Source organism: Bacillus sp. KICET-3 (genome assembly GCF_033261025.1).
Lineage (GTDB): Bacteria > Bacillota > Bacilli > Bacillales > Bacillaceae > Bacillus > Bacillus sonorensis.
This window is the reverse complement of the sequence record NZ_CP137345.1, coordinates 3,717,689-3,738,371: the sequence shown is the minus strand read 5'-3', so window position 1 is coordinate 3,738,371 and position 20,683 is coordinate 3,717,689. Positions and strand designations below refer to the sequence as shown.

General features: G+C 46.1%; 19 protein-coding genes. 16 read left to right on the top strand and 3 right to left on the bottom strand.

Features of this window, described 5'->3' with window-relative positions; translation table 11 throughout:
• Nucleotides 1–21: 21 nt before the first annotated feature.
• The 13 genes from R5H20_RS19165 (at nucleotide 22) to R5H20_RS19110 (ending at nucleotide 13,073) form a co-directional block, all read left to right on the top strand.
• A complete protein-coding gene (locus tag R5H20_RS19165; RefSeq protein WP_006638989.1) occupies nucleotides 22–1,407 on the top strand; it encodes a M20/M25/M40 family metallo-hydrolase in 1,386 nt (461 codons plus the stop codon).
• A gap of 195 nt (nucleotides 1,408–1,602) precedes the next feature.
• Nucleotides 1,603–1,731, top strand: coding sequence for an AbgT family transporter (locus R5H20_RS19160; protein ID WP_118310559.1), 129 nt, complete (start codon nucleotides 1,603–1,605; stop codon nucleotides 1,729–1,731).
• 16 nt (nucleotides 1,732–1,747) lie between these two features.
• Entirely contained in the window at nucleotides 1,748–1,885 is a 138-nt protein-coding gene (locus R5H20_RS23665) for an AbgT family transporter (protein WP_157678854.1), read from the top strand.
• A 527-nt stretch (nucleotides 1,886–2,412) separates the two neighbouring features.
• A complete protein-coding gene (locus tag R5H20_RS19155; RefSeq protein ID WP_006638987.1) occupies nucleotides 2,413–2,886 on the top strand; it encodes a lasso peptide biosynthesis B2 protein in 474 nt (157 codons plus the stop codon).
• Between the two features lie 15 nt (nucleotides 2,887–2,901).
• Complete coding sequence (locus R5H20_RS19150; protein ID WP_006638986.1) at nucleotides 2,902–4,584, top strand: asparagine synthase-related protein; 1,683 nt, start codon at nucleotides 2,902–2,904, stop codon at nucleotides 4,582–4,584.
• Complete coding sequence (locus R5H20_RS19145; RefSeq protein WP_006638985.1) at nucleotides 4,577–4,834, top strand: PqqD family protein; 258 nt, start codon at nucleotides 4,577–4,579, stop codon at nucleotides 4,832–4,834. Before R5H20_RS19150 ends, R5H20_RS19145 begins: the two co-directional genes overlap by 8 nt.
• A gap of 756 nt (nucleotides 4,835–5,590) precedes the next feature.
• Nucleotides 5,591–6,451 carry a DMT family transporter gene (locus R5H20_RS19140; protein ID WP_006638983.1) on the top strand — a complete coding sequence of 287 codons (861 nt, stop codon included), beginning with the start codon at nucleotides 5,591–5,593 and terminating at the stop codon, nucleotides 6,449–6,451.
• 74 nt (nucleotides 6,452–6,525) lie between these two features.
• Nucleotides 6,526–7,647, top strand: a complete 1,122-nt coding sequence (locus R5H20_RS19135) for an NAD(P)/FAD-dependent oxidoreductase (protein WP_006638982.1) — start codon at nucleotides 6,526–6,528, stop codon at nucleotides 7,645–7,647.
• Nucleotides 7,648–7,844: 197 nt separating this feature from the next.
• Nucleotides 7,845–8,855: an SIS domain-containing protein gene (locus R5H20_RS19130; RefSeq protein ID WP_040348535.1), complete on the top strand. Its 1,011-nt coding sequence runs from the start codon at nucleotides 7,845–7,847 to the stop codon at nucleotides 8,853–8,855.
• Between the two features lie 183 nt (nucleotides 8,856–9,038).
• Nucleotides 9,039–10,301: an ABC transporter substrate-binding protein gene (locus R5H20_RS19125; protein ID WP_006638980.1), complete on the top strand. Its 1,263-nt coding sequence runs from the start codon at nucleotides 9,039–9,041 to the stop codon at nucleotides 10,299–10,301.
• A 145-nt stretch (nucleotides 10,302–10,446) separates the two neighbouring features.
• On the top strand, nucleotides 10,447–11,325 hold the full coding sequence (locus R5H20_RS19120; protein ID WP_006638979.1) for a carbohydrate ABC transporter permease: 879 nt from the start codon (nucleotides 10,447–10,449) through the stop codon (nucleotides 11,323–11,325).
• Nucleotides 11,326–11,329: 4 nt separating this feature from the next.
• Nucleotides 11,330–12,226, top strand: a complete 897-nt coding sequence (locus tag R5H20_RS19115; RefSeq protein WP_006638978.1) for a carbohydrate ABC transporter permease — start codon at nucleotides 11,330–11,332, stop codon at nucleotides 12,224–12,226.
• 13 nt (nucleotides 12,227–12,239) lie between these two features.
• Nucleotides 12,240–13,073 (top strand): PfkB family carbohydrate kinase, encoded by an 834-nt coding sequence (locus R5H20_RS19110; protein ID WP_029418491.1) that lies wholly within the window; start codon nucleotides 12,240–12,242, stop codon nucleotides 13,071–13,073.
• Here R5H20_RS19110 and R5H20_RS19105 read toward each other — a convergent pair.
• A complete protein-coding gene (locus tag R5H20_RS19105) occupies nucleotides 13,070–13,795 on the bottom strand; it encodes a transcriptional regulator FrlR (protein WP_006638976.1) in 726 nt (241 codons plus the stop codon). The two genes, R5H20_RS19110 and R5H20_RS19105, sit on opposite strands and share 4 nt — an antisense overlap.
• A 122-nt stretch (nucleotides 13,796–13,917) precedes the next feature.
• Between R5H20_RS19105 and R5H20_RS19100 the strand changes: the two genes are divergently transcribed.
• Nucleotides 13,918–15,012 carry an ABC transporter ATP-binding protein gene (locus R5H20_RS19100; RefSeq protein ID WP_006638975.1) on the top strand — a complete coding sequence of 365 codons (1,095 nt, stop codon included), beginning with the start codon at nucleotides 13,918–13,920 and terminating at the stop codon, nucleotides 15,010–15,012.
• 473 nt (nucleotides 15,013–15,485) lie between these two features.
• On the opposite strand, the gene R5H20_RS19095 is transcribed toward R5H20_RS19100, so the two are convergent.
• Nucleotides 15,486–16,292: an endonuclease I family protein gene (locus R5H20_RS19095; protein ID WP_006638974.1), complete on the bottom strand. Its 807-nt coding sequence runs from the start codon at nucleotides 16,290–16,292 to the stop codon at nucleotides 15,486–15,488.
• 80 nt (nucleotides 16,293–16,372) lie between these two features.
• Nucleotides 16,373–17,416: an anthranilate phosphoribosyltransferase gene (locus tag R5H20_RS19090; RefSeq protein WP_006638973.1), complete on the bottom strand. Its 1,044-nt coding sequence runs from the start codon at nucleotides 17,414–17,416 to the stop codon at nucleotides 16,373–16,375.
• Nucleotides 17,417–17,641: 225 nt separating this feature from the next.
• Between R5H20_RS19090 and R5H20_RS19085 the strand changes: the two genes are divergently transcribed.
• Nucleotides 17,642–19,048: a YfcC family protein gene (locus R5H20_RS19085; protein WP_088273039.1), complete on the top strand. Its 1,407-nt coding sequence runs from the start codon at nucleotides 17,642–17,644 to the stop codon at nucleotides 19,046–19,048.
• 359 nt (nucleotides 19,049–19,407) lie between these two features.
• Nucleotides 19,408–20,604 (top strand): MFS transporter, encoded by a 1,197-nt coding sequence (locus R5H20_RS19080; protein WP_006638971.1) that lies wholly within the window; start codon nucleotides 19,408–19,410, stop codon nucleotides 20,602–20,604.
• Nucleotides 20,605–20,683: the final 79 nt, after the last annotated feature.

Genomic DNA, 20,683 nt, shown 5'->3' with positions numbered 1-20,683 from the left:
ATAGGGGGAGAAATAAACAGCATGAGTCTTGAGAAAGCGTTGGATATGGTACATAACAGAAAAGATGACTATTTACAGCAGCTTTTTATTCTCCTGCGTCAAAAAAGCATCAGCACTCAAAATATAGGAATCACAGAGTGTGCAAAACTGCTGAAAAACATGATGGAGGAAGCGGGCATTTCGTCCCGCCTGATTGAAACGAAGGGACATCCTGTTGTGTACGGCGAATATATAAAACATGAGCAGGCATATACAATGCTCATTTACGGACATTATGACGTTCAGCCGCCGGAACCCGTCGAGGAGTGGGTCACGCCTTCATTTGAGCCTTCCATTCGGGACGGCAGGATATACGGCAGAGGAGCGGGAGACAATAAAGGACAGCTGATGGCCCAGCTTCTTGCTTTTCAAACATATAGGGATGCTTTCGGAGAATTGCCGATCAATGTCAAGTTTGTATTGGAAGGCGAAGAGGAAAAAGGAAGCGTCAATCTCCCGGCTTTTGTCGAAGAACATAAGGAACTGCTAAAAGCCGATCTCGTTTATACATCTGACGGCTCTTCCCACAACAGCGGAGCGCCCCTGATTCTGCTGGGGGTCAGGGGGGTCTTGGCCCTTGAGCTGAAAGCTAAGGGAGCCGATTGGGACAACCATTCGGGAAATACGGGGAACATCCTGCCAAATCCCGTCTGGCAGCTGATCGACTTATTGCAGACAATGCGCGGCCGAGATGGAAGAGTATTGATCAAAGGGTTTTACGATCATATCCGTCCGGCCACTGCAAGGGAAGAGGAACTGCTTGCTTCCCTGCCTTTTGATGGCGGGCAAATCGGCGAGAAAATCGGCTACAGCCGTTTGGATATGGATGGAAACACGTATTACCGCAAACTGACAATGGAGCCGACCTTCAATATATGCGGTATTGAAGGCGGCTATACGGGCGAAGGGGTTAAGACGATTATTCCATCGGCAGCCTCTGTCAAAATGGATATCCGGCTGATCGCGGACCAGGACCCGATCGATATTTACGAAAAGGTTTGCCGGCATGTCGAACGGCATGCACCAGACATTGACGTCAAGTACTTAGGGTCTATGAAACCATCCAGAACATCTGCAGACCTTGAGGTGGTGAACATTGTTGCCGGCGCCGTCCAGCGCGCTTTCCAGAGAGAGCCCCTGATACAGCCGAGCCTCGGCGGATCTTTGCCCGACTATGTCTGGACAAAAATACTGGACGCCCCGTCAATGATCGTTCCTTATGCAAATTTTGATCAGCGCAATCATTCTCCAAATGAAAATATAGAAATCGATTATTTTTTAAATGGAATCACATGTACATGCCATGTCATTCATGCGCTTGGAGCGTACGCCAAACATCAGACCACGGAACGCGAGGCCGGCAGATGAATCAGCATCAACCCGGTACATCATCTATGCGCCCTAAATATGTTTCCATATTGGAAAGGATCTTCCGCACCCAGTATTGATTTTGTCTATTTATCTGTTTTTGTCATCATCGCTTCCTGGATATGCAGCCTCCTAACAGCTGGGATCGGATAAAGAGCTAGCGGTCAAAAGTCTGCTTTCAGCAAAAGGCAATATATGCTGACCTCGATGCCCGATAATGTTATCAGGTTCAAACCGCTGGGCATTGTGCTCGCTCTGACTCTTGGCATCGGTTTGGCCGAGAAGGCGGGCCTGTTTGAAGCAGCCATTCAAAAAAACTGTTAAAGACGCCCAAATTCTTATGAACTATGCGATTTTTTTGATCGCCATTATGGGAAATATCGCATCAGATTCGGCATATATTATCGTTTCGCCGCTGGCTGCCATGATATTTCATCTGTCAGATTGTCGGCGTATTCGTTACAGAGCGAATTATTGAGCAGAGACTTGGCAGCTATCAAGATGATGCAATGCTTGCGAACATATCCGTCTCCCATCATAATCCTTTCGTCAATACGCCGCACTTCTTAAGAGGAAATAGTAGAAAAATATGTAATATTATGGCGTTTATCGGCATTTTTCCGTCTTCTCATACAACGTTCTTTCTATTCGACGGACAAAAAATTCGCTTAAAATAAAAGATTAGAGATTAATTATTTTCGCATTATCAGTATTTAATTACCATCTTTTCTATTTTGTGTTGAAAATATTTTCTGGATTATTTATACTCACAGTATAGTTAGTCAATTATACAATAGAGGGGAGGGTAATCGAAATGAAAGAAAAATTGGTTTTTGAAGAACCTAAACTCATCAAAGAGGGAAATCTGGAAGAATTAACAGGCGGCATGGCTGGTAGAGTTCCGGATGGAATGCATGGAGGACGGGGATTTTAACTTTATATAAATAAATAGACCCGCAGGATTGGGTCTATTTATTTGTGTAATCAAAAGAAAGGGAAGAAGCTATGAAATACTATCAATTCCTTATAACTGGTGACGATAAAATCCATTATCCTGTTCCGCGAATCGGTATCGTAACAAAAGCACGCATGATTTTTCTTGTCATAAAGTTTATGTCTATATTTAAAAACAAAGGGGGAAATGAGTGTTTAAAGCGTTTAAAAAAGATCCAGCCAACAAAAAATTATAATTTTTCCGACAAAACTGAGAAGTATCTTTTTGCGAGAAAAGTAAATTCATTCGTACAAAAATGGGTGAACGTTAAGCATAAACAGGCGATATGTTTAGAAAGGGCTGCTGTAATTTGTGCAGCGCTCCGGTTTGTTGGCTTACCGGCTCAGGTGGTAATCGGACGGCGTAGAACGATTATGTCTGTCATTGATTATGAATTCCATGCATGGGTTGAATTAGATAATGTCCCGGTAAATGATAAAATAGCTTACCAACAATTGTGTATGGAAATCCATCGTGCTCCTTAAGAAAAGGGTGATGAAATGAGATATGATACAAAAATGCGAGGAGAATTCACACCGGATTTTCCAGTCATGAAAAAAAATTTAATGCTGAACGGCTTTATTTGGGAAAATGATGGCAAAGTAAATAACGAGTGGTTTCAAGGGCTTTTAAAAGAACGGGAAAGCGAAGCAGCTCAAGATTTTATTGATCTATTTTCCAAAAGGGGAATGGATTCCTTGTGCGATGTCGATGGTGCGTTTTTATTAGCGCTTTATGATCAATATCGTGGCCGAGGTTATTTGTACCGCAGTTTGCTTTGCAAAACGTCATTATACTATCGATTTGATAATGGAAAATTAAAATGGTCTATGAATCCTGTTGATTTGCTGAATAACAATATCCTGGATCATATTCAAACAGAGTTATTATTGGTGGCCTGCTTTAATAACAATCCTCCGAATAATGAGAGCTTCTTTCAAGATGTATATCGACTTCCCCCGGGTTATAGCTTAACTTATATGAATGGGGATATTAAAATCGAACAAATCGAAAAATTAGAAGTGAAAAAAGGCAATCAATATCGTAGTATTTGGGGTTATGTCGAGGAAGCAAATGAATTAGTGGATAAAACTTTTAAGCGGCGATTTACTTCTAACGATACTGTTGCTGTCCAGTTAAGCGGGGGGATAGATTCAGCGTCTGTACTGAGCCGGCTGAAACATATCGGTGTACCGGTTATTGCCTTTCATTGGTCATTTAAAGGTATAGATGCGGGAGATGAAACAAGTGATGCACGTTTAATTACAGAATATCTTGACGTTCCTTTAAAGGAAATAGAAGTTTCAACCGTATTAAAACATAAAAATTATATCGACCAAAATTGGAAGTTTTTTACCCCGTATGGGCATAGCTTTTATAAATTGTTTGAACTTACAGCTCAAAAGATTAAAGAATATAATATAGATACTGTTACTAATGGTCATTTTGGTGATCATATATTTGGACCATTACCTGACATTTCAATGAATAATCATTTAAGAACAATACCAATTCGAGAAAGATTTAAATATTGGTTTGAGAGTATAGGAACAGATAGGTCGAGTCCCGCATTAGAAAAGGAATGGGAAGAAATATCCCCCAAAATGTTTTTGTATAAGGATATTTTGACGAATAAATCCATAGAGTTAGCAAGATCAAAATCAGAATTATTGAGATTCCCCAAAAATATGAAAGAGGCTTTTTTAGAGATTCTCAATCATGAAACAGAATCTTCTTTGCAAAGCAACCTTTTTGAAAAAAATATCCACATGATGTACCCTTTGGCCAGCAGAGAATTGATTGAGTTCGCACTGCGAATTCCATATGCATATAGAAACATACCAACTGGTGGAATTTGGGTGGATAAACCTATACTTCGTCTAATGAATATGGGGCGATTGCCGTCTAAGATAGTTTCTAAGAATTATAACTATAATATGGGAGCCTTGGATGAGCAATACGTAATACAGAATATTGGCCAAGTAAAGTTGCTATTGGAAGATTCCTTTTTAACGCAATATAAAATTATTGACCCGGATAAGCTGAGGAAAGCTTTAGAAAACAAAAAAATGGCTGCTAAATTGGCAACGAGTCTTATTTCATGTTGTATGGTTGAAATATGGCTTCGAAGTTTACATAGAATAGATGTTAAAAAATTAACGAAGGAGGAGCAGCATGTATAAGCCAAGCAGACAAGTCAAGGTATCTACACTATATGGCGACATTATACTATTGAATACCGGTACTGGAGAGTACTTGTCATTTAATGAAACTGGCCAATTATTTTGGCAGGCCATAATTAGCACAAAAAATGAAGAAGACGCCCTGCAATTTTTAGTGGAACGGATAGATGCTTCAATTGATACACTGAAAGCCTCTTTTTATAATTTCAGGGAAAATTTGATTAAAGCAGATTTAATTGAAAAAATATAATGAATCCAGTATAACGATTAGTTTTTTCTAAACTGATTAGCTCAACATTCTCATATCAGGGTTGGCGAGCACGGTGCTAAAACTCTCGCGGTATAGGAACATCAGCGTTTGACGATCGCTCTTAACCCCTTTTTCATGATGATGATTTATTTCCGCTTGATGAAGATACAATTTCAAAAATCTCAATAATTATAATATGAAAACCGTAAAACACTTTAGTGACACATTGATGATTAAAAATGGTATACCTCGAATTCTTCATTTGCACCCATAATCATCCAGTCTATCTTTCAACCGTTTTTTAATGATGATTTAATGATTATACTTCTGGCTTTTCTATAGATGTAAGTCATGTTCTTTTAAGGAACTGTCTTCACATACGATTCTTCTAAAAAACTAAATTCTATTCTTTAAAGCCGCGACGTTTTTATAGAAATATTGTTAAAATGTATCTACAATCAAATACCGATTCTGCAACAAATAATGATCACGCTTCATCATCTGTTTGCCGCGGTGCTGCCGGGATTTTGACGAATATGATAAAGAACGCATATCGCTTTAATCTTCAAGTATTCTGCCGCCGGTCATACGCTCTGTTTAACATTTCGGCGGATTCGAGAGGCCGGTGCATCGTTCGAAAAAGCCAGATCTATGACAGGTCCGGCTTTTTTGCCCTGCCGAATATACCGGAAAAATGATACAATAAATGAAAAAGTTTGCGCCGGTGTCCAATAGGTTATTTGGGGGGAGTGTTTGATGAACACTGCGGCGTTTTGTGTTTTGCTATTATCGGCATTCATCCATGCTTCATGGAACTATCTTTCTAAAAAAGCCGGTGGCGGCATTGCATTTATTTGGCTTTTTACTGCGATCGCAGCCGTTTTTTACTGTCCTTTGGCCATAGGGGTTATATTATATGAAAAACCGGATATAGGACTCTGGGAAATCATTCTGATCATTGCGAGCATCCTCGTTCATTTGGGTTGTTTTCTCGTCCTTCAAAAGGGGTATAAAATCGGCGACCTTTCTCTTGTCTATCCGATTGCAAGGGGCACGGGCCCGCTGCTGACGTGCATACTGGCGGTCATCATCTTTCATGAGAAACTGACGCTGTTCACATTTATAGGCATCCTGCTGATTATGGCGAGCATTCTCTTTTTTACGGGAGGAATGAAAAAGTTAAAGGAGGAGGGGGCGCTCATTCCGATCCTTTACGGATTGGCCGTCGGGGCAATCATCGCAGCCTATACGATCCTTGACAAAGCGGCGGTCAGCCATTTTCTCATTCCGCCGCTGCTGTTGGATTATTGCAATACGATCGGCCGGCTGATCATCTTGACGCCTTTTGCGGTGAAGAATTGGAATGACGTCAGGGCCGAATGGAACAATCATCGGCTGGAGGCGGCCGGGGTGGGAATTTTTAATTCCCTGGCATATATTTTAGCCCTGGGCGTTATGGTTTTCGCTCCTGTCAGTCATGTCGCCCCGATTCGCGAGATCAGTATTTTAATCGGAACGATTATGGGTTCTGTTCTTCTTTCTGAAGGTTTTGGAAGAGTGCGTGTCATCGCCGCGTTTTTAATGGTGCTGGGGGTGATTTCGGTGGCCGCCGGTTAATGCCTGGGTTGTATTCAGCAGCACTTATCCGGTATATTTGTAAAATAATCAGAAATGAAAAAGGTGTTTGAAAGATGAAGAAATTGATCGTTGTCGGCGCTGGCATACTCGGGTCGTCAGCCGCCTATCACCTCGCAAAGGAAGGCGCCGATGTGACATTGATTGACCGCCGGGATCAGGGCCGGGCTACTGATGCCGCGGCGGGAATCGTCTGTCCATGGCTGTCGCAGCGCCGGAATCAGGCGTGGTACAAGCTGGCAAAGGGCGGGGCGAGTTACTATACTGACTTAATCAAGCAATTGGAAGCCGATGGCGAAACGGATACGGGATACAAACGAACGGGCGCCATCAGCCTTCATACAGACGAGCGGAAATTGGGGCAGATGGAAGAACGGGCGTATAAGAGACGCAACGATGCTCCGGAAATCGGCGACATAGCCCGCTTAACGCCGGAAGAAGCAAAGCGGTTATTTCCGCCTTTGGCAGAAGGGTATGGCGCGGTTCATATCAGCGGGGGAGCGCGGGTAAATGGAAAGGCGCTGCGCCGTTCGCTTGTGAGCGCCGCCAAAAAACACGGAGCTGCCGTGATCGAAGGGAATGCCGAATTGCTGTTTGAAAACGGTCGTGTGGGCGGAATCAAAGCGGGAGAAAGAGAAATTCCCGCTGATCAGGTGCTCGTCACCGCCGGCGCTTGGGCAAATGAACTGCTCGCGCCATTGGGAATCAATTTCTTAGTAACCTATCAAAAGGCGCAAATCGTCCATCTCCGGCTGCACGGCTTTGATACCGGCGGCTGGCCGGTCGTGATGCCGCCGAATGACCAGTATATCCTCTCATTTGAAGACGGAAGGGTCGTCGCCGGAGCGACCCATGAAAATGAGGCCTGTCTTGATGACTGCCGGGTAACCGCCGGCGGGCTTCATGAAATTTTTGCAAAAGCGCTGTCCATCGCCCCCGGTCTTGAAAATGGAACGATGCTTGAAGCGCGGGTAGGCTTCAGACCGTTTACACCGGGATTTCTTCCCGTGATCGGTCCGCTGCCAGGTATAAAAGGCTTGCTGGTCGCTAATGGGCTCGGTGCTTCAGGGCTGACATCGGGGCCCTATCTCGGATCAGAGCTGGCAAAGCTCGCTCTCGGCAAACAGGGCGACATTGACGTCAGCCTGTATGATCCGGCCGGCGCGCTGGCCATTTGATAAAAAAACGTTTGCTCATCCCAAGATGAGTGAACGTTTTTTCTTTTGTTGGAAAAGAAAAGCGGTAAATACTCGGCGATCACCATCGTGCAAATGAAAAAGGCATTTATTTTTTAAAAGTTCAGAAAATTATATTGACAGCTCTCTGTGTTCCCTATTACCATAACAATATATAATGTTATATAACGTTATATAATATGAGAATAGGAGTGAAGGAATTGAGCAGTCAGGCTACAGCAAAAGTAAACCCGGGAGTTCAGGCTTTTTTGCAGGATTTGAAAGGAAAAGAGATTGATCACGTATTTTTTGTGGCATGCGGAGGATCTTCCGCGATTATGTATCCGAGCAAATACGTGTTTGACAGAGAATCGAAAGCAATCAGTTCAGACCTTTACAGCTCAAACGAGTTTATTCAGCGCAATCCTGTACAGCTTGGCGGGAAATCGCTCGTTATTTTGTGCTCCCACTCAGGAAACACGCCGGAAACCGTGAAAGCCGCAAGTTTTGCAAGAAGCAAAGGGGCGCTGACGATCGCCATGACGTTTAAGCCGGAATCTCCTTTGGCAAAGGCGGCGCAATACGCCGTTCAATATGATTGGGGAGATGAAGCGCCCGCGATCAATACAAATTACGGCGTCTTATACCAAATCGTCTTCGGCACGCTGCAAGTATTGGAAAATCACCCGAAATTTGAGCAGGCGATCGATGGCTTGGATAAACTCCAGGCTGTTTATGACCATGCTTTGCAAAAAGAAGCTGAAAACGCGCATCAATTTGCAAAAAACCACCAAAAAGAAGAGGTCATTTATACGATGGCAAGCGGTGCGAATTATGGCGCCGCCTATTCCTACAGCATCTGTATCCTCATGGAAATGCAATGGATTCACTCCCAGGCCATTCATGCCGGCGAATATTTCCACGGCCCGTTTGAAATCATTGATGAGTCGGTGCCTTTTATCATCCTGCTAGGTCTGGATGAAACAAGACCTCTTGAAGAACGCGCCCTCGCTTTCTCAAAACGATACGGCAAAAAGCTGACGGTGCTTGATGCCAAGAATTACGATTTTGCCGGAATCAGCGAAGCTGTCAAAGGATACCTCGCCCCTCTGGTGCTGAACCGTGTATTGCGCATGTATGCCGATCGCCTGGCGGAAGCGCGCAATCATCCGCTGACGACAAGACGGTATATGTGGAAAGTCGAATATTGATATAACATTATATAACATCATGTACCACTTCCACGACCTCTAACATCCTAAGTCTTCTCCGCTTATCAGAAAAAGAAACGGCGTGACGGCCCGGATGATGATGACGCATTTGTGCCGTCACCCTTTATTACAGGTTGCTATGGCAATAATCATATCGATGCTTTTTTAAAGGAGGATTTTGATTTGAAAAAGAGATATGTGTTCCTAATTGCCGCGATCATCGGCATGCTGCTTGCAAGCGGCTGTTCAGGATTTCAAAGTTCGGGGGCCGATTCAGGAAAAATCACCTTGAAGCTGTTTCACCGCTGGCCGAAAGAGCCTGAAAAAAGCTTCTTTGAAGAAGCTGTCAAAGAATTTGAAGACAGCCATCCCGACATTTCCATCCAAACGGAAGCGGTTTTGAATGATTCTTATAAAGATAAGATCAAAGTCATGCTTGGTACAAGCCAGCCTCCGGATATTTATTTTTCATGGAGCGATGAATTTGCCAAGAAAATCATCAGAGGGGGCAGGGCGCTTGATTTGACCTCTTATTATCAGGATGATCAGACATGGTCTTCACAGCTTTTGACATCCCAGATCGAGCCGTTCTCCGACGGCGGCAAAACATACGGCGTTCCTTGGCAGATGGCCTCCAAAGAATTTTTTTATAACAGAGACATTTTCAAAAAACTGAAGCTTTCTCCTCCGAAAACGTGGGACGAGCTTATAGACGCGTCAAAGGTTTTAAAAGAAAACGGCTATACCCCGGTCGCGTTCGGCGCTAAAGCGACATGGGCGATATCGCACTATATCGGGACGCTGAACCAGCGGCTTGTCGATGAAAAAACAAGAGAGAAAGACTATCATACGAAAAACGCGAGCTTTACAGATAAAGGATATATAGAGGCATTGGCCAAATTCCAGGAGCTCTCTCCTTACTTTACGAAACATGTAAACTCTGTCGATCACGAATATGTCAGGCAGCAGTTTAAGAGCGGGAAAGCCGGAATGATCTATGCGGAGACTTCGGAGATCAAGCTTGTCAATGGCGCCGTCAATCTCGGCTTGTTTCCTTTCCCTGATATCGCCGGGCAAAAAGGGAGTTCCGACATGCTGACGGGAGCTCCGGAAGGCTTTATGATTTCATCGAAAACGAAGCATCCGAAAGAAGCGATGGCGTTTTTGAAGTTTTTGACGTCGAAACAAATGGGGGAAAAACTCGTGAAGGACGTCGGAAAGTTCAGTCCTGTCAAAGGAACGGCCAATAAAGGCAACGCCGATGATAACCAGCTGGAAGCCGTCGAAAGCCTGAATAAGGCAAAAGGAATGGTCGCCTGGTTTGACATGGATGCCGACCCGGAAATCGTCGATGCGTATTTAACAAACGTTCAAAAGATGCTTGAGGGGGATATGACGCCTGAACAGGTTATGAAAGACGTGCAAAAAGCGGCCAAATCCAAGTGAAAAGGAGATGAAGCGCTGTGGTGAATCGGAGTCGGTGGCTTCCCTATGTCTTTCAAAAGATGCTTGAGGGGGATATGACGCCTGAACAGGTTATGAAAGACGTGCAAAAAGCGGCCAAATCCAAGTGAAAAGGAGATGAAGCGCTGTGGTGAATCGGAGTCGGTGGCTTCCCTATGTCTTTTTGTTTCCGGCTTTGCTTTTTCTGTTATTTGTCTATATTCCGATCCTGCAAAACATCGTGTTGAGTTTTTTTCAATGGAGCACATTTGAGCCGCAAAAAGCGTTTATCGGTTTCAACAACTACATTGAGCTGTTTCATGATCCGGTATTTTATCAATCGCTTAAAAACAATGCGCTTTATGCCGCCGTTTCGATCGTCTTTCAAGTAGGAGGAGGATTGATCACCGCCGCCATTCTGGAGGACCGGCTTTTAAGAAAAAGCTCTCCTTTTTTCCGAACGGTTTTTTTCCTTCCTGTCGTCATTTCGATGACGGTTATCGCTTTATTATTCGATTTTATCTATAATCCGGAAACGGGTCTGCTGAATCAGTTTTTGCGGGCCGCAGGACTTGAGCAATGGACGAGAGCCTGGCTCGGAGAAAGGGAAACGGCGATGCTTTCGGTCATTTTTGTCTCTCAATGGCAGTCTGTCGGCTATATTGCGATGCTTTATATCATCGCTATCCAAAAAATCCCGTCAGAGCTTTATGAAGCGGCCCGCATGGACGGCGCGGGAAAGATCAGGACTTTTTTTGCCATCACCGTGCCGGGAACGAAGGAGATGTCATTTGTCGCCGTCGTGATGACGCTGACGGGCGCTTTTACCGTGTTTAACGAACCGTATATTTTGACGGGCGGAGGCCCTGGAAACGCCTCTGAGGTGCTCAGCACGTTTTTGTATAAGTCGGCGTTTTCGAAAGATATGATGGGCTATGCTTCAGCGATTGCGACCGTCATTTTATTGATCACGCTCAGCCTTTCTGTTATACAAATGAAGCTGTTCAAAACAGGGAAGGGGGACTGAAAACATGCAGCCGGAAAAAACGGAGCCGTTTGTTCCCGGGGCTGTTCCGGACAGGAGCGTGAAGGCGGGAAGAAGGCGGACAAAGCGGCATATCGGAGTGCCCGCAGTTTACTTGTATTTGCTTTTGTATACAGCCGCAGTCAGTTATCCGTTATTTTGGATGGTGATGAGCTCGCTGAAAAGCTCTGACGAGATTTTTGAGCACAGCTGGTCCCTCCCGAAAGAATGGCATTTTGAAAATTACGCGGCGGCCTGGAATCAGGGGATATCCGCTTATTTTATGAACAGTGTCATCGTGACATTTTTGACATGTGTGATCACTGTGTTTGTCAGCGCATGGGCGGCCTATGGATTGGCGAGGTTTGAATATAAGGGCAAAACAGCGGTTTTCATTCTTTGTCTCGGCGGGCTGATGCTGACGCCGCAGATCAGCATTGTTCCGCTTTATTCGATCATTCAGTCGCTTGGGCTTTACAATACGTACTGGGCGCTGATTTTGCCTTATGCCGCTTACCGGATCCCCTTTACGATCATTTTGATTCGTTCGTATTTTTTATCAATCCCGAAAGAGCTTGAAGAAGCGGCATATATCGACGGGTGCACAAGCTTCGGTGTATTTTTCAGAATTTTCTTGCCGATAAGCGTGCCGATCCTGCTTACATCGGGAATTTTGACGGCTTACCATACTTGGAACGAATTTATGTTTGCGATTATTTTTATTGATGATGAAAGCTTGAAGACGATTCCGGCCGGCCTGATGCAATTCAGGGACGCACTTGCAACTGATTGGGGCGTGCTGCTGGCGGGGCTGACGATTTCGGCGGCGCCGATCGTCATTCTGTTTTTATTGATGCAAAAATATTTCGTCCGCGGCATTGCCGGCGGGAGTGTAAAAGGCTAGGGGAGGAATGGATGTGAAGTTGCTTGCAATTGGTGACAATGTCGTCGATTATTACGAGGATCAGGATATGTTTTATCCCGGAGGAAATGCGCTAAATGTCGCCGTTCTTTCGAAACGGGCGGGAGCTGAAGCTTCGTATATCGGCATTGTTGGCGGTGATGAAGCGGGAGATCATGTGTTGAAAGTTCTGAAGCAGGAAGGAATCGATATCAGCAGAATCCGGCGCGCCTACGGGCAAAACGGCATGGCTGTCGTCAAGCTGAACGAACAGGGCGAGAGGGTGTTTGTCCGTTCAAACAAAGGCGGTATCCAGTCTGAGCTCGGCCTGATCTTGACAGAAGAGGATGCCGACTTTATCGCCTGTCATGACATCGTGCATACGAGTGTATACAGCCGAATGGAACACGCGCTGATAGAACTCGGCAAGCATGCTGCTGTTTCATTCGACTTTTCCACAAACTATGAGCGGGAATATGTAAAACGGGTTTGCCCTTATTTGACGTATGCCTTCTTTTCGGGAAGCGGGCTGACAAAAGAGGAGTGCCTGCAGCTGATCGGGGACGCCAGCCGCTTTGGCGCTGAGATGGTATGTGTGACGAGAGGGGAGGAGAGCGCTCTTTTTTGTCGGGAGGGCAGCATCATCGAACAGCCCGTTTTTCCAGTACGGGCGATTGACACGCTCGGAGCCGGCGATTCTTTTATTGCAGGATTTTTGACGGCTTATATGAAAGAACGCGATCTGAAAAAGGCTCTCATGTCAGCAGCCGAAACGGCGGCAGATACATGCCTGATATATGGAGCCTTCGGCTGCGGACACCCTTTTTCGCTAAAGGATCGTGCCAATTAGTGAGAACTGTTGATCGTAAATGTGACACGGTTCGTATGCATCAAAAACAATGAGCAGTAAATAGGTTCGTCCTTGGCGCAGTAGGCGACTTTATCAATTTCAAACAGCGCATCCCCGATATCGCATGCCAAATGTTTGCTGTCTTCCGCTTTTGCAAAAACGACATTTAACAGCTTTGTATTGTAGGCGGGGCTTACTTGATATTCAGTCTTTAAAATCTGGTGCATAGACACGGAATCGCTGATGAAACGGTCGATATCGGGAAACCGTCTGAGCGGATAGTGCGTAATCTCAAATGTGAACGGCTGTTCGTCATTGAACAATATCCGCTTCAGTTCAAGCACAGGGCTTTCAGGCGGCAGCTGAAGCCGCTTGGCAATGTACTGGGGGGCCGCTGTTTTTTCGGCGGAAATGACTTTGTGCTTCGGTTTTTTTCCTGTCGACATCATGTATTCGGAATAGCCGTTTACGGCGACCAGCTCCCGTTTCATTTTCGGGCTTTTTACAAACGTCCCTTTTCCTTGCTGCCGTGTCAGATAGCCTTCTTCCACAAGATCGGAAATCGCCTTTCTGACGGTAATTCGGCTGACTTGATATTTCTCGCAAAGTTCATTTTCAGCGGGCAGTTTTTCTGAAGGTGAATAAATTCCCCGCTTGATATCGTCTGATATGATTTGTTTAAGCTGGAGATACAAAGGCTTGGAACTATCGTTATTTAACAAAATAGACGTCCTCCTTCACGTGTTCAAGACCATTATAATGTATTATTACGTTATAATACAATTCAGGGACAGGCAGAAGATCTAAAAAATTACGGCAAACATGAAAATAGGGAGAGGTGTACATGGCTTCATTAACGTTTCATCACGTCCATAAGAAATACGGGACAGATCATCATGCTTTAAAAGATTTTCATTTAGAGGTCCGGGATCAAGAATTTCTTGTCATCGTCGGTCCTTCGGGGTGCGGAAAATCGACGGCGCTGAGGATGACGGCCGGTTTGGAAAAGGTGACGGAAGGAGAGCTTTATCTCGGGAATGAGCTGATCAATCACGTGCCCCCGAAGGACCGCGATATCGCCATGGTGTTTCAAAATTATGCGCTTTACCCGCACATGACGGTCTTTGACAATATGGCGTTCGGATTGAAGCTGAGAAAGCTTTCAAAAAGAGAAATTGAGAAACGGGTGCACGAGGCGGCTGAGATTTTGGAAATCGGCCATTTGCTGAAACGAAAGCCGAAAGCCTTGTCAGGGGGCCAAAGACAGAGGGTGGCGATCGGCAGGTCTATCGTCCGCGAGCCTCAAGTATTTTTGATGGATGAGCCGCTGTCAAATCTGGATGCCAAATTAAGAACGGCAATGAGAACGGAAATCAGCAAGCTTCACCAGCGGCTGAAGACGACAGTCATCTATGTCACCCATGATCAGACTGAAGCCATGACGATGGCAGATCGCATTGTCGTAATGTACAACGGGGAAATCCAGCAGGTGGCAAGTCCGCACGATATTTATCACCATCCGGCTAATCAGTTTGTTGCCGGCTTTATCGGCTCACCTGGCATCAATTTTTTTAAGGGCATCATCGAGGAGCAGAACGGTGAGCTGTTTTTCGCCAATTCTTCGATTCGCCTTCATATTCCGAAAGAAAAAAGCGGTGTCTTACAAAGGAAAGGCTACCTCCGAAAGGAAGCGGTGCTCGGCATCCGGCCGGAACATGTGAACGAACAGGGGCAGAGAGAAGAAACAAGCTTTCAGGCGCAGGTTGAATTAAGCGAAAATATGGGGTCTGAACAATTTCTGCACGCCGCAATAGGAGAAGCCCCTCTTATTGCTAGACTCGACGGTGCTAAAAACCTTTCGCCCGGAGAGGAAATCAGCCTGTCCGTCAATATGGAGCATGCCGTCTTTTTTGATCCTCACACAGAAGCGGCAATCTAAAAAGAATCAGACTAATGATAATCGGGTCGGTTACGTATAACTTTAAATTAAAGGTTAAAGAACCTATTTTGATGCAGGGATCGATCAAAATCTGTTTGAAGTGATCAGCCTTTTTTTATAAATCTACAAATTCAGCGCCATCCACTTCCAGGACTGCCGGCCGCGACCCGCGTCTGAATCGTTCATAAAAAAGATGTACACCCCCTTTTCCTCTGATCAATCTCGTTTTAAAAGGAAATAAGGGGGGTGAATATGAAAGGGCTGATAGATTCCGGTACTGCCTTTTCTAGTAGAGAAAAACACAGAACCGGAACGATTTTACGGCTCTGAATTTGATGCTGAAGTCATTACTTACGACAATACTGAAAATGGAGTCGTCCCGACTACAGAAGAAGAATATAAAGAAAGATGTCAAGCCTTTGCTTAAAATCTTCGAAGAAAGCGCCTTCGTTTGCACTTTCAAAACATTTAGCTTACTCCCAGATTTCCCCGGCCCATTCGGGATGATCAATGAATGGATTGCGGTTATGCTGGTAACGTTCATAAATGATGTCATTTCTTTTTCTTTCCAGGTCATCAACCGGGTCTTCCTGATGCCATTTCAGCAGGACGGCCATTTTGCCGTGGTATGGCAGAGAACCGTTTCCTGTCCTGTCGTTCATTTCAAGGTTGGGGTGCCCATCATCGCCTTCATAGCGGACGGCCATATAAAAAATCATTCTCGCAACATCCCCTTTTACACGGCTGTTCGGCTCCCATGAATCCCCGTCATAATAGTTTCCGGGAGCTCCCGAATACTCGGCGCCGCCTTCATCGAAATCAAGGTTTCCCCGTGCCGCATTCACCTGTACATCACTGGGCCTGATATGATGGAGATCTGTTCCGGGGCCTTTAGCTGTTCCAAAATCGCCGTGTGATTTAGCCCAGACATGCTCCCGGTTCCAATCGCCCGCGTCTCCTCCGCTTTCATTTTTAGAGCGGGATTCTCCGGAATACAGTAAAAGGACATTGCTGCGGTTTGCCGGATCTTCATCAGTCGTTTTAAGCGCGTTCCACACATCGCTGTACGAAAGCTCTGTGTGGTTATCGATAATATCGTGAAGCGACTGTTTTAATGCTTTCCCGGTTTTCCCTTGTGCAGTTTGATAATAGTCTGCAGGAGCGGCTGTAGCGCCGGACAAGGATTTCAGCGGAAACAGCGAAAAAGCATCCGCTTTCCCGGCGGGCATCCAAACGATTGACAGGATCAGCATAAACGACAGGACCAACATTCTGATCATGGGGTGAAAACCTCCTTTTCATTTGTTTTCATTATCCAATCATTTCATGAAAAGGAAATGTCATTTTCATTACGGTTTTCTTACTGTCTTGTAAATGACATTCTCCACTTGTTGAGGGTGGCTAACCCCGCTTTCTCTTTAAGCTGGCGTTCAGCGATCCGGACGCCCTCTTCGATCGTCGGGCAGTGCCTGAACAAATAGTAGCGCAATGCCGTGTTCATGATGACCTGCTTTCTTTCATATTCCACATCAGCCGACTGCTCTCCCGACAGGACCGCCTCGATTTTTTGGGCCTGCCGCTCTGCGGATAGGGGTTTGTTGAGCATACGCTCATCCGCATGCAGGCCGTATGCTTCCGGATTTAAAATAAAGGAAGAGATGTCACCGTTTTTTATCGTAAATACAAAGCTTCCCCTGTGCACCGGAACATCCTCTGAGCCTTCGATTCCCTGAACGATAAACACTTCTTTGTAAGAAAGGCGGGTAAACACGGGATGCATCTTTTGAATCGCCGTTCTGTGAAAAGCGCCCATCATGAGCCGGTCGGAACCGGCGAAGTTCACCAATTTTTCGGCCGTATTCAATACAGTGCGGACACCGATGTCCTCACGAATCTGGCGAAGGCGGGAAAACGGAGAGCACAGCTGTTCAGCCGCGGCGAAACCGATGGAAAGCTGCTCCAGTGTTTTCGCAGCCTGGGCGGCCCCCCCAATAAAGATGCCGAGCTTTTGCAGCACCTCTTTACTGCTTGTCCCGTATTTCGGCGGCAGGGAGTCGCTGCTGTGCAGAAATGCGGGAATGCCTCGTTCGGCGAGAAGAATCGATGCGGGAATCGTCGCCAAAAAAGAATGTCTCCCGGTGTACGGTCCGGCAAAATCGATGACCCTTTCCCTGATTCCTTTAGAAAGGTTCAGTTTCTCCGCATAATGTCTTAATGCCTCTGTAAATGCAAGCAATTCTTCAGGAGATTCTGTTTTGATCCGCTCCGCTATCAGAAAGGCCGCGATTTGAGCCGCGCTCGCCTGTCCGGCGACAATCGCTTCGGCAGCCTGCCGCGCCTCTTCATATATTAAATCCCTGGCGCCTCTTTTTCCTCTGGCCACCTCTTTAATCCATTGCTGCAATGTGTATCCACTCCTTTACAACATGACTTTTTCTTATGACTTTACATGAAAATGGCGAATTGCAGTAGGGGTATTTTTGATGATTGTGTTTGTCAGAAAATCTGTCTTTTTAGATATTTTAACCGAAAACTCAGTTGGATTCGGAGGATTTTTCAATGCTATTGCGTTTTTAATCGATTAATATGTTAAGAAAGTTGACATTAGGTGAAAAGGAGATGAACAGACATGGGAGTGCCCGCTTATCAAACAGAAGAATTGACAAAGAATCAAAAGCGCAAAAAGGAATTTCCGCATATTTATGTCATTCTTGCCGTCATGATTGTGGTAATGGCTCTTGCGACATACATCATCCCTTCAGGTGAATACGAAAGGGTTGAGAGCCCTGACGGCAGGGAGATGATCGATCCGGATTCATATCAGCGGATCGAACAGTCACCGGTCGGTTTGCTGACTGTGCTGTCTGCTGTTCCGCAAGGGATGACCGAGGCCGCTCCGATTATCTTTTTTACGTTCGTTGCCGGAGGCGTTTTTGCTGTTTTGCGGAAAGCCATGGTAATCGAACTCGGCGTGCGCCTATTGGGACACATGTTCCGGAACAGGCCGGCTTTGATCATTCCCGTTTTGATGTTTGTTTTTTCAGGGATCGCTTGTTTTATCGGGACGCCCGAGTTGTCGATCGTTTATGTTCCTGTCATCCTTCCTTTAATGCTGTCTTTCGGCTATGACCGGATGACGGCCGCCGCCATCGCATTATGCGGGCCGATTGCCGGTTTTACGAGCGCTTTGACCAATCCTTTCACTGTGGGCATCTCGCAAATGATATCAGGCGTTCCGCTTTATTCGGGCATGGGATACCGGACGGTCATCTTCTTTGTTATCACGGCGGTCGCCGCCGTTTATGTCCTTAAATATGCGGAACATGTACGAGCGCATCCGGAAACAAGCCTCACAGGCAAGGAAGAGGCCGGACCGGCTCCCGCTTTTTCAGCGGGAAAACGGGTAAAGTGGGCCGGGGCTGCGGCGCTTGCCTGTTTTATGGGGCTGATTGGGTGCGTGATTTATTTCAGGTGGGACATGGTGGCGATGGCCGGCTATTTTCTGGCGCTCGGCATCATTCCGGCTGTGATTGCCGGCATGAATTCAAAAGAGATTGCCGAATCTTTTAATGAAGGGTTTAAAGAAGTTCTGGTCGGCGCGATGGTCTGCGGAATCGCGCGGGCTGTGGCTGTCGTGATGACGGAAGGGCAGATCATGGATACGATTGTTTATGGCTTGTCACATGTTGTCTCACAGTTTCCTTCTTATTTGACGGTGGCGGCGATGCTCTTTACACAGATGCTGTTTAACTTTTTTGTGCCGAGCGGAAGCGGTCAGGCGCTGATTATGATGCCGATCATGGCTCCTTTGGCCGATATCGTCGGTATTACGAGGCAGACGGCGATCCTTGCCTTTCATATCGGAGACGGGTTTTCAAACATCGTGTTTCCGACATCAGGCTACTTTATGGCGACGCTTGCGATCAGCAGGATCCCCTGGAACAAGTGGCTGACATTCATCCTGCCGCTCTTTTGCCTTTGGATGGCGGCTGCTGTCGTGTTTTTAATGATTGCCCATGCCGCCGGCTGGTCATAGGTTTTGAGATCAATAGACTGGTGCCGTGCGCCAGTCTATTTTGTTAATCGCTTATTTCTCCCGTGATTCCTTTTATTTTCCTTATAGATCCTTTTGCCGATCCCCTCCACATCCCCGAGCAGTCTTCTGTTTAAGCCTCTGCAAACTGCGCGTTATCGGCATATCCCACCGTTTCACAACAGCTTGAGAATCAGTGAAGAACATCGTTCAATTGAGACTTTTGGATAAGTAAAAATTTGAAAAATAAATAAAATATGAAAAAACTAGACTTTAATCCCACTGCTGGATATACTGATTGAGTAGCAGTTTGGCTTTGAGAAGAGGGGTTCTGATCTCGCACAGAAGGAAGGGATTTGCACATGAAAAAAATGGCCAGATTATATATTCTCATGCTGAACGTATTTATCGTCATGCTCGGCATCGGGCTGATTATTCCGCTCATGCCTACATTTATAGAAAAATTCGGCGCCTCAGGAGGCACCCTCGGTCTGTTGATTGCGGCTTCAGGTGTCACGCAATTGCTGTTTTCGCCTGTTGCGGGTGAAATGACAGACAAATATGGCAGACGAAAAATGATTATTTTGGGTATCGGCGCCTTTGCGGTATCACAGCTGATTTTTGCCTGGGCCGGCCACCTGTGGCTCTTGTTTGTGTCGCGCCTTTTGGGGGGAGCCGGTGCGGCCTTTTTGGTTCCGGCGATGTTTGCCTACATCGCTGACATCACCTCGGAAAAGGATCGGAGCAAAGGGATGGGGCTGATTAGTGCAGCGATGTCCCTCGGATTTGTCATCGGCCCCGGAGCCGGCGGTTATTTAGTGGCGTTCGGACTGTCTTTTCCGTTTTACGTGTCAGCCGGGCTGGCCTGCCTGGCAACCGTATTGTCGCTTTTCGTGCTCCCTGAAACGCTCAGTAAAGAAAAAATGCTCGAAAAGCGGCAGTCGGCTGAACGGCGCGAACCGCTGCTGAAGCAAATGGCGCGGGCGCTGAAATCTCCATACGCTTTTCTGCTGATTTTGGTGTTCGTGCTGAACTTTGGCATTATGAATTTTGAAGCTGTCTTCAGCCTGTATGTCGATCATAAACACGGGTTTACACCTGGAGACATCGCGTTTGTCATCACGGCGGCGAGCTTGATCGGCGTGTTTGTGCAAGCCGTTGCGCTTGGAATGCTGACGAACCGCTTCGGGGAAAAGCGCCTGATGAACATCACATTGATCGGTTCGGCGGCAGCTCTTCTCGTCTGCTCATTAGCCGGCTCCTATTGGCTAGTGTTCGGCGCGACGATTGTCTTTTTTATGCTGACTTCCATCCTCCGCCCGGCGATCAATACGCTGATTTCGAAAATGGCGGGAGATGAACAAGGCTTTGCCGCAGGGATGAATAATGCGTTCATGAGCCTTGCCAATATTGTCGGACCGGCAATAGCGGGGCTGCTCTTCGATGTAAACGTCGAAATTCCATATATGTTTGGCGCCGCCGTCCTTGTACTCAGTTTTTTTGCTGCTGTCAGCTGGGGACGAAAAAAACAGACCAGCGCCATCCCGGAAAAAGTGTAAAGCGTCCGGCAGAAATGCCGGGCGTTTTTTGTATGCACTCTCCAATCTTCAATTTTCGATTTAGATGTTGATACAAAAT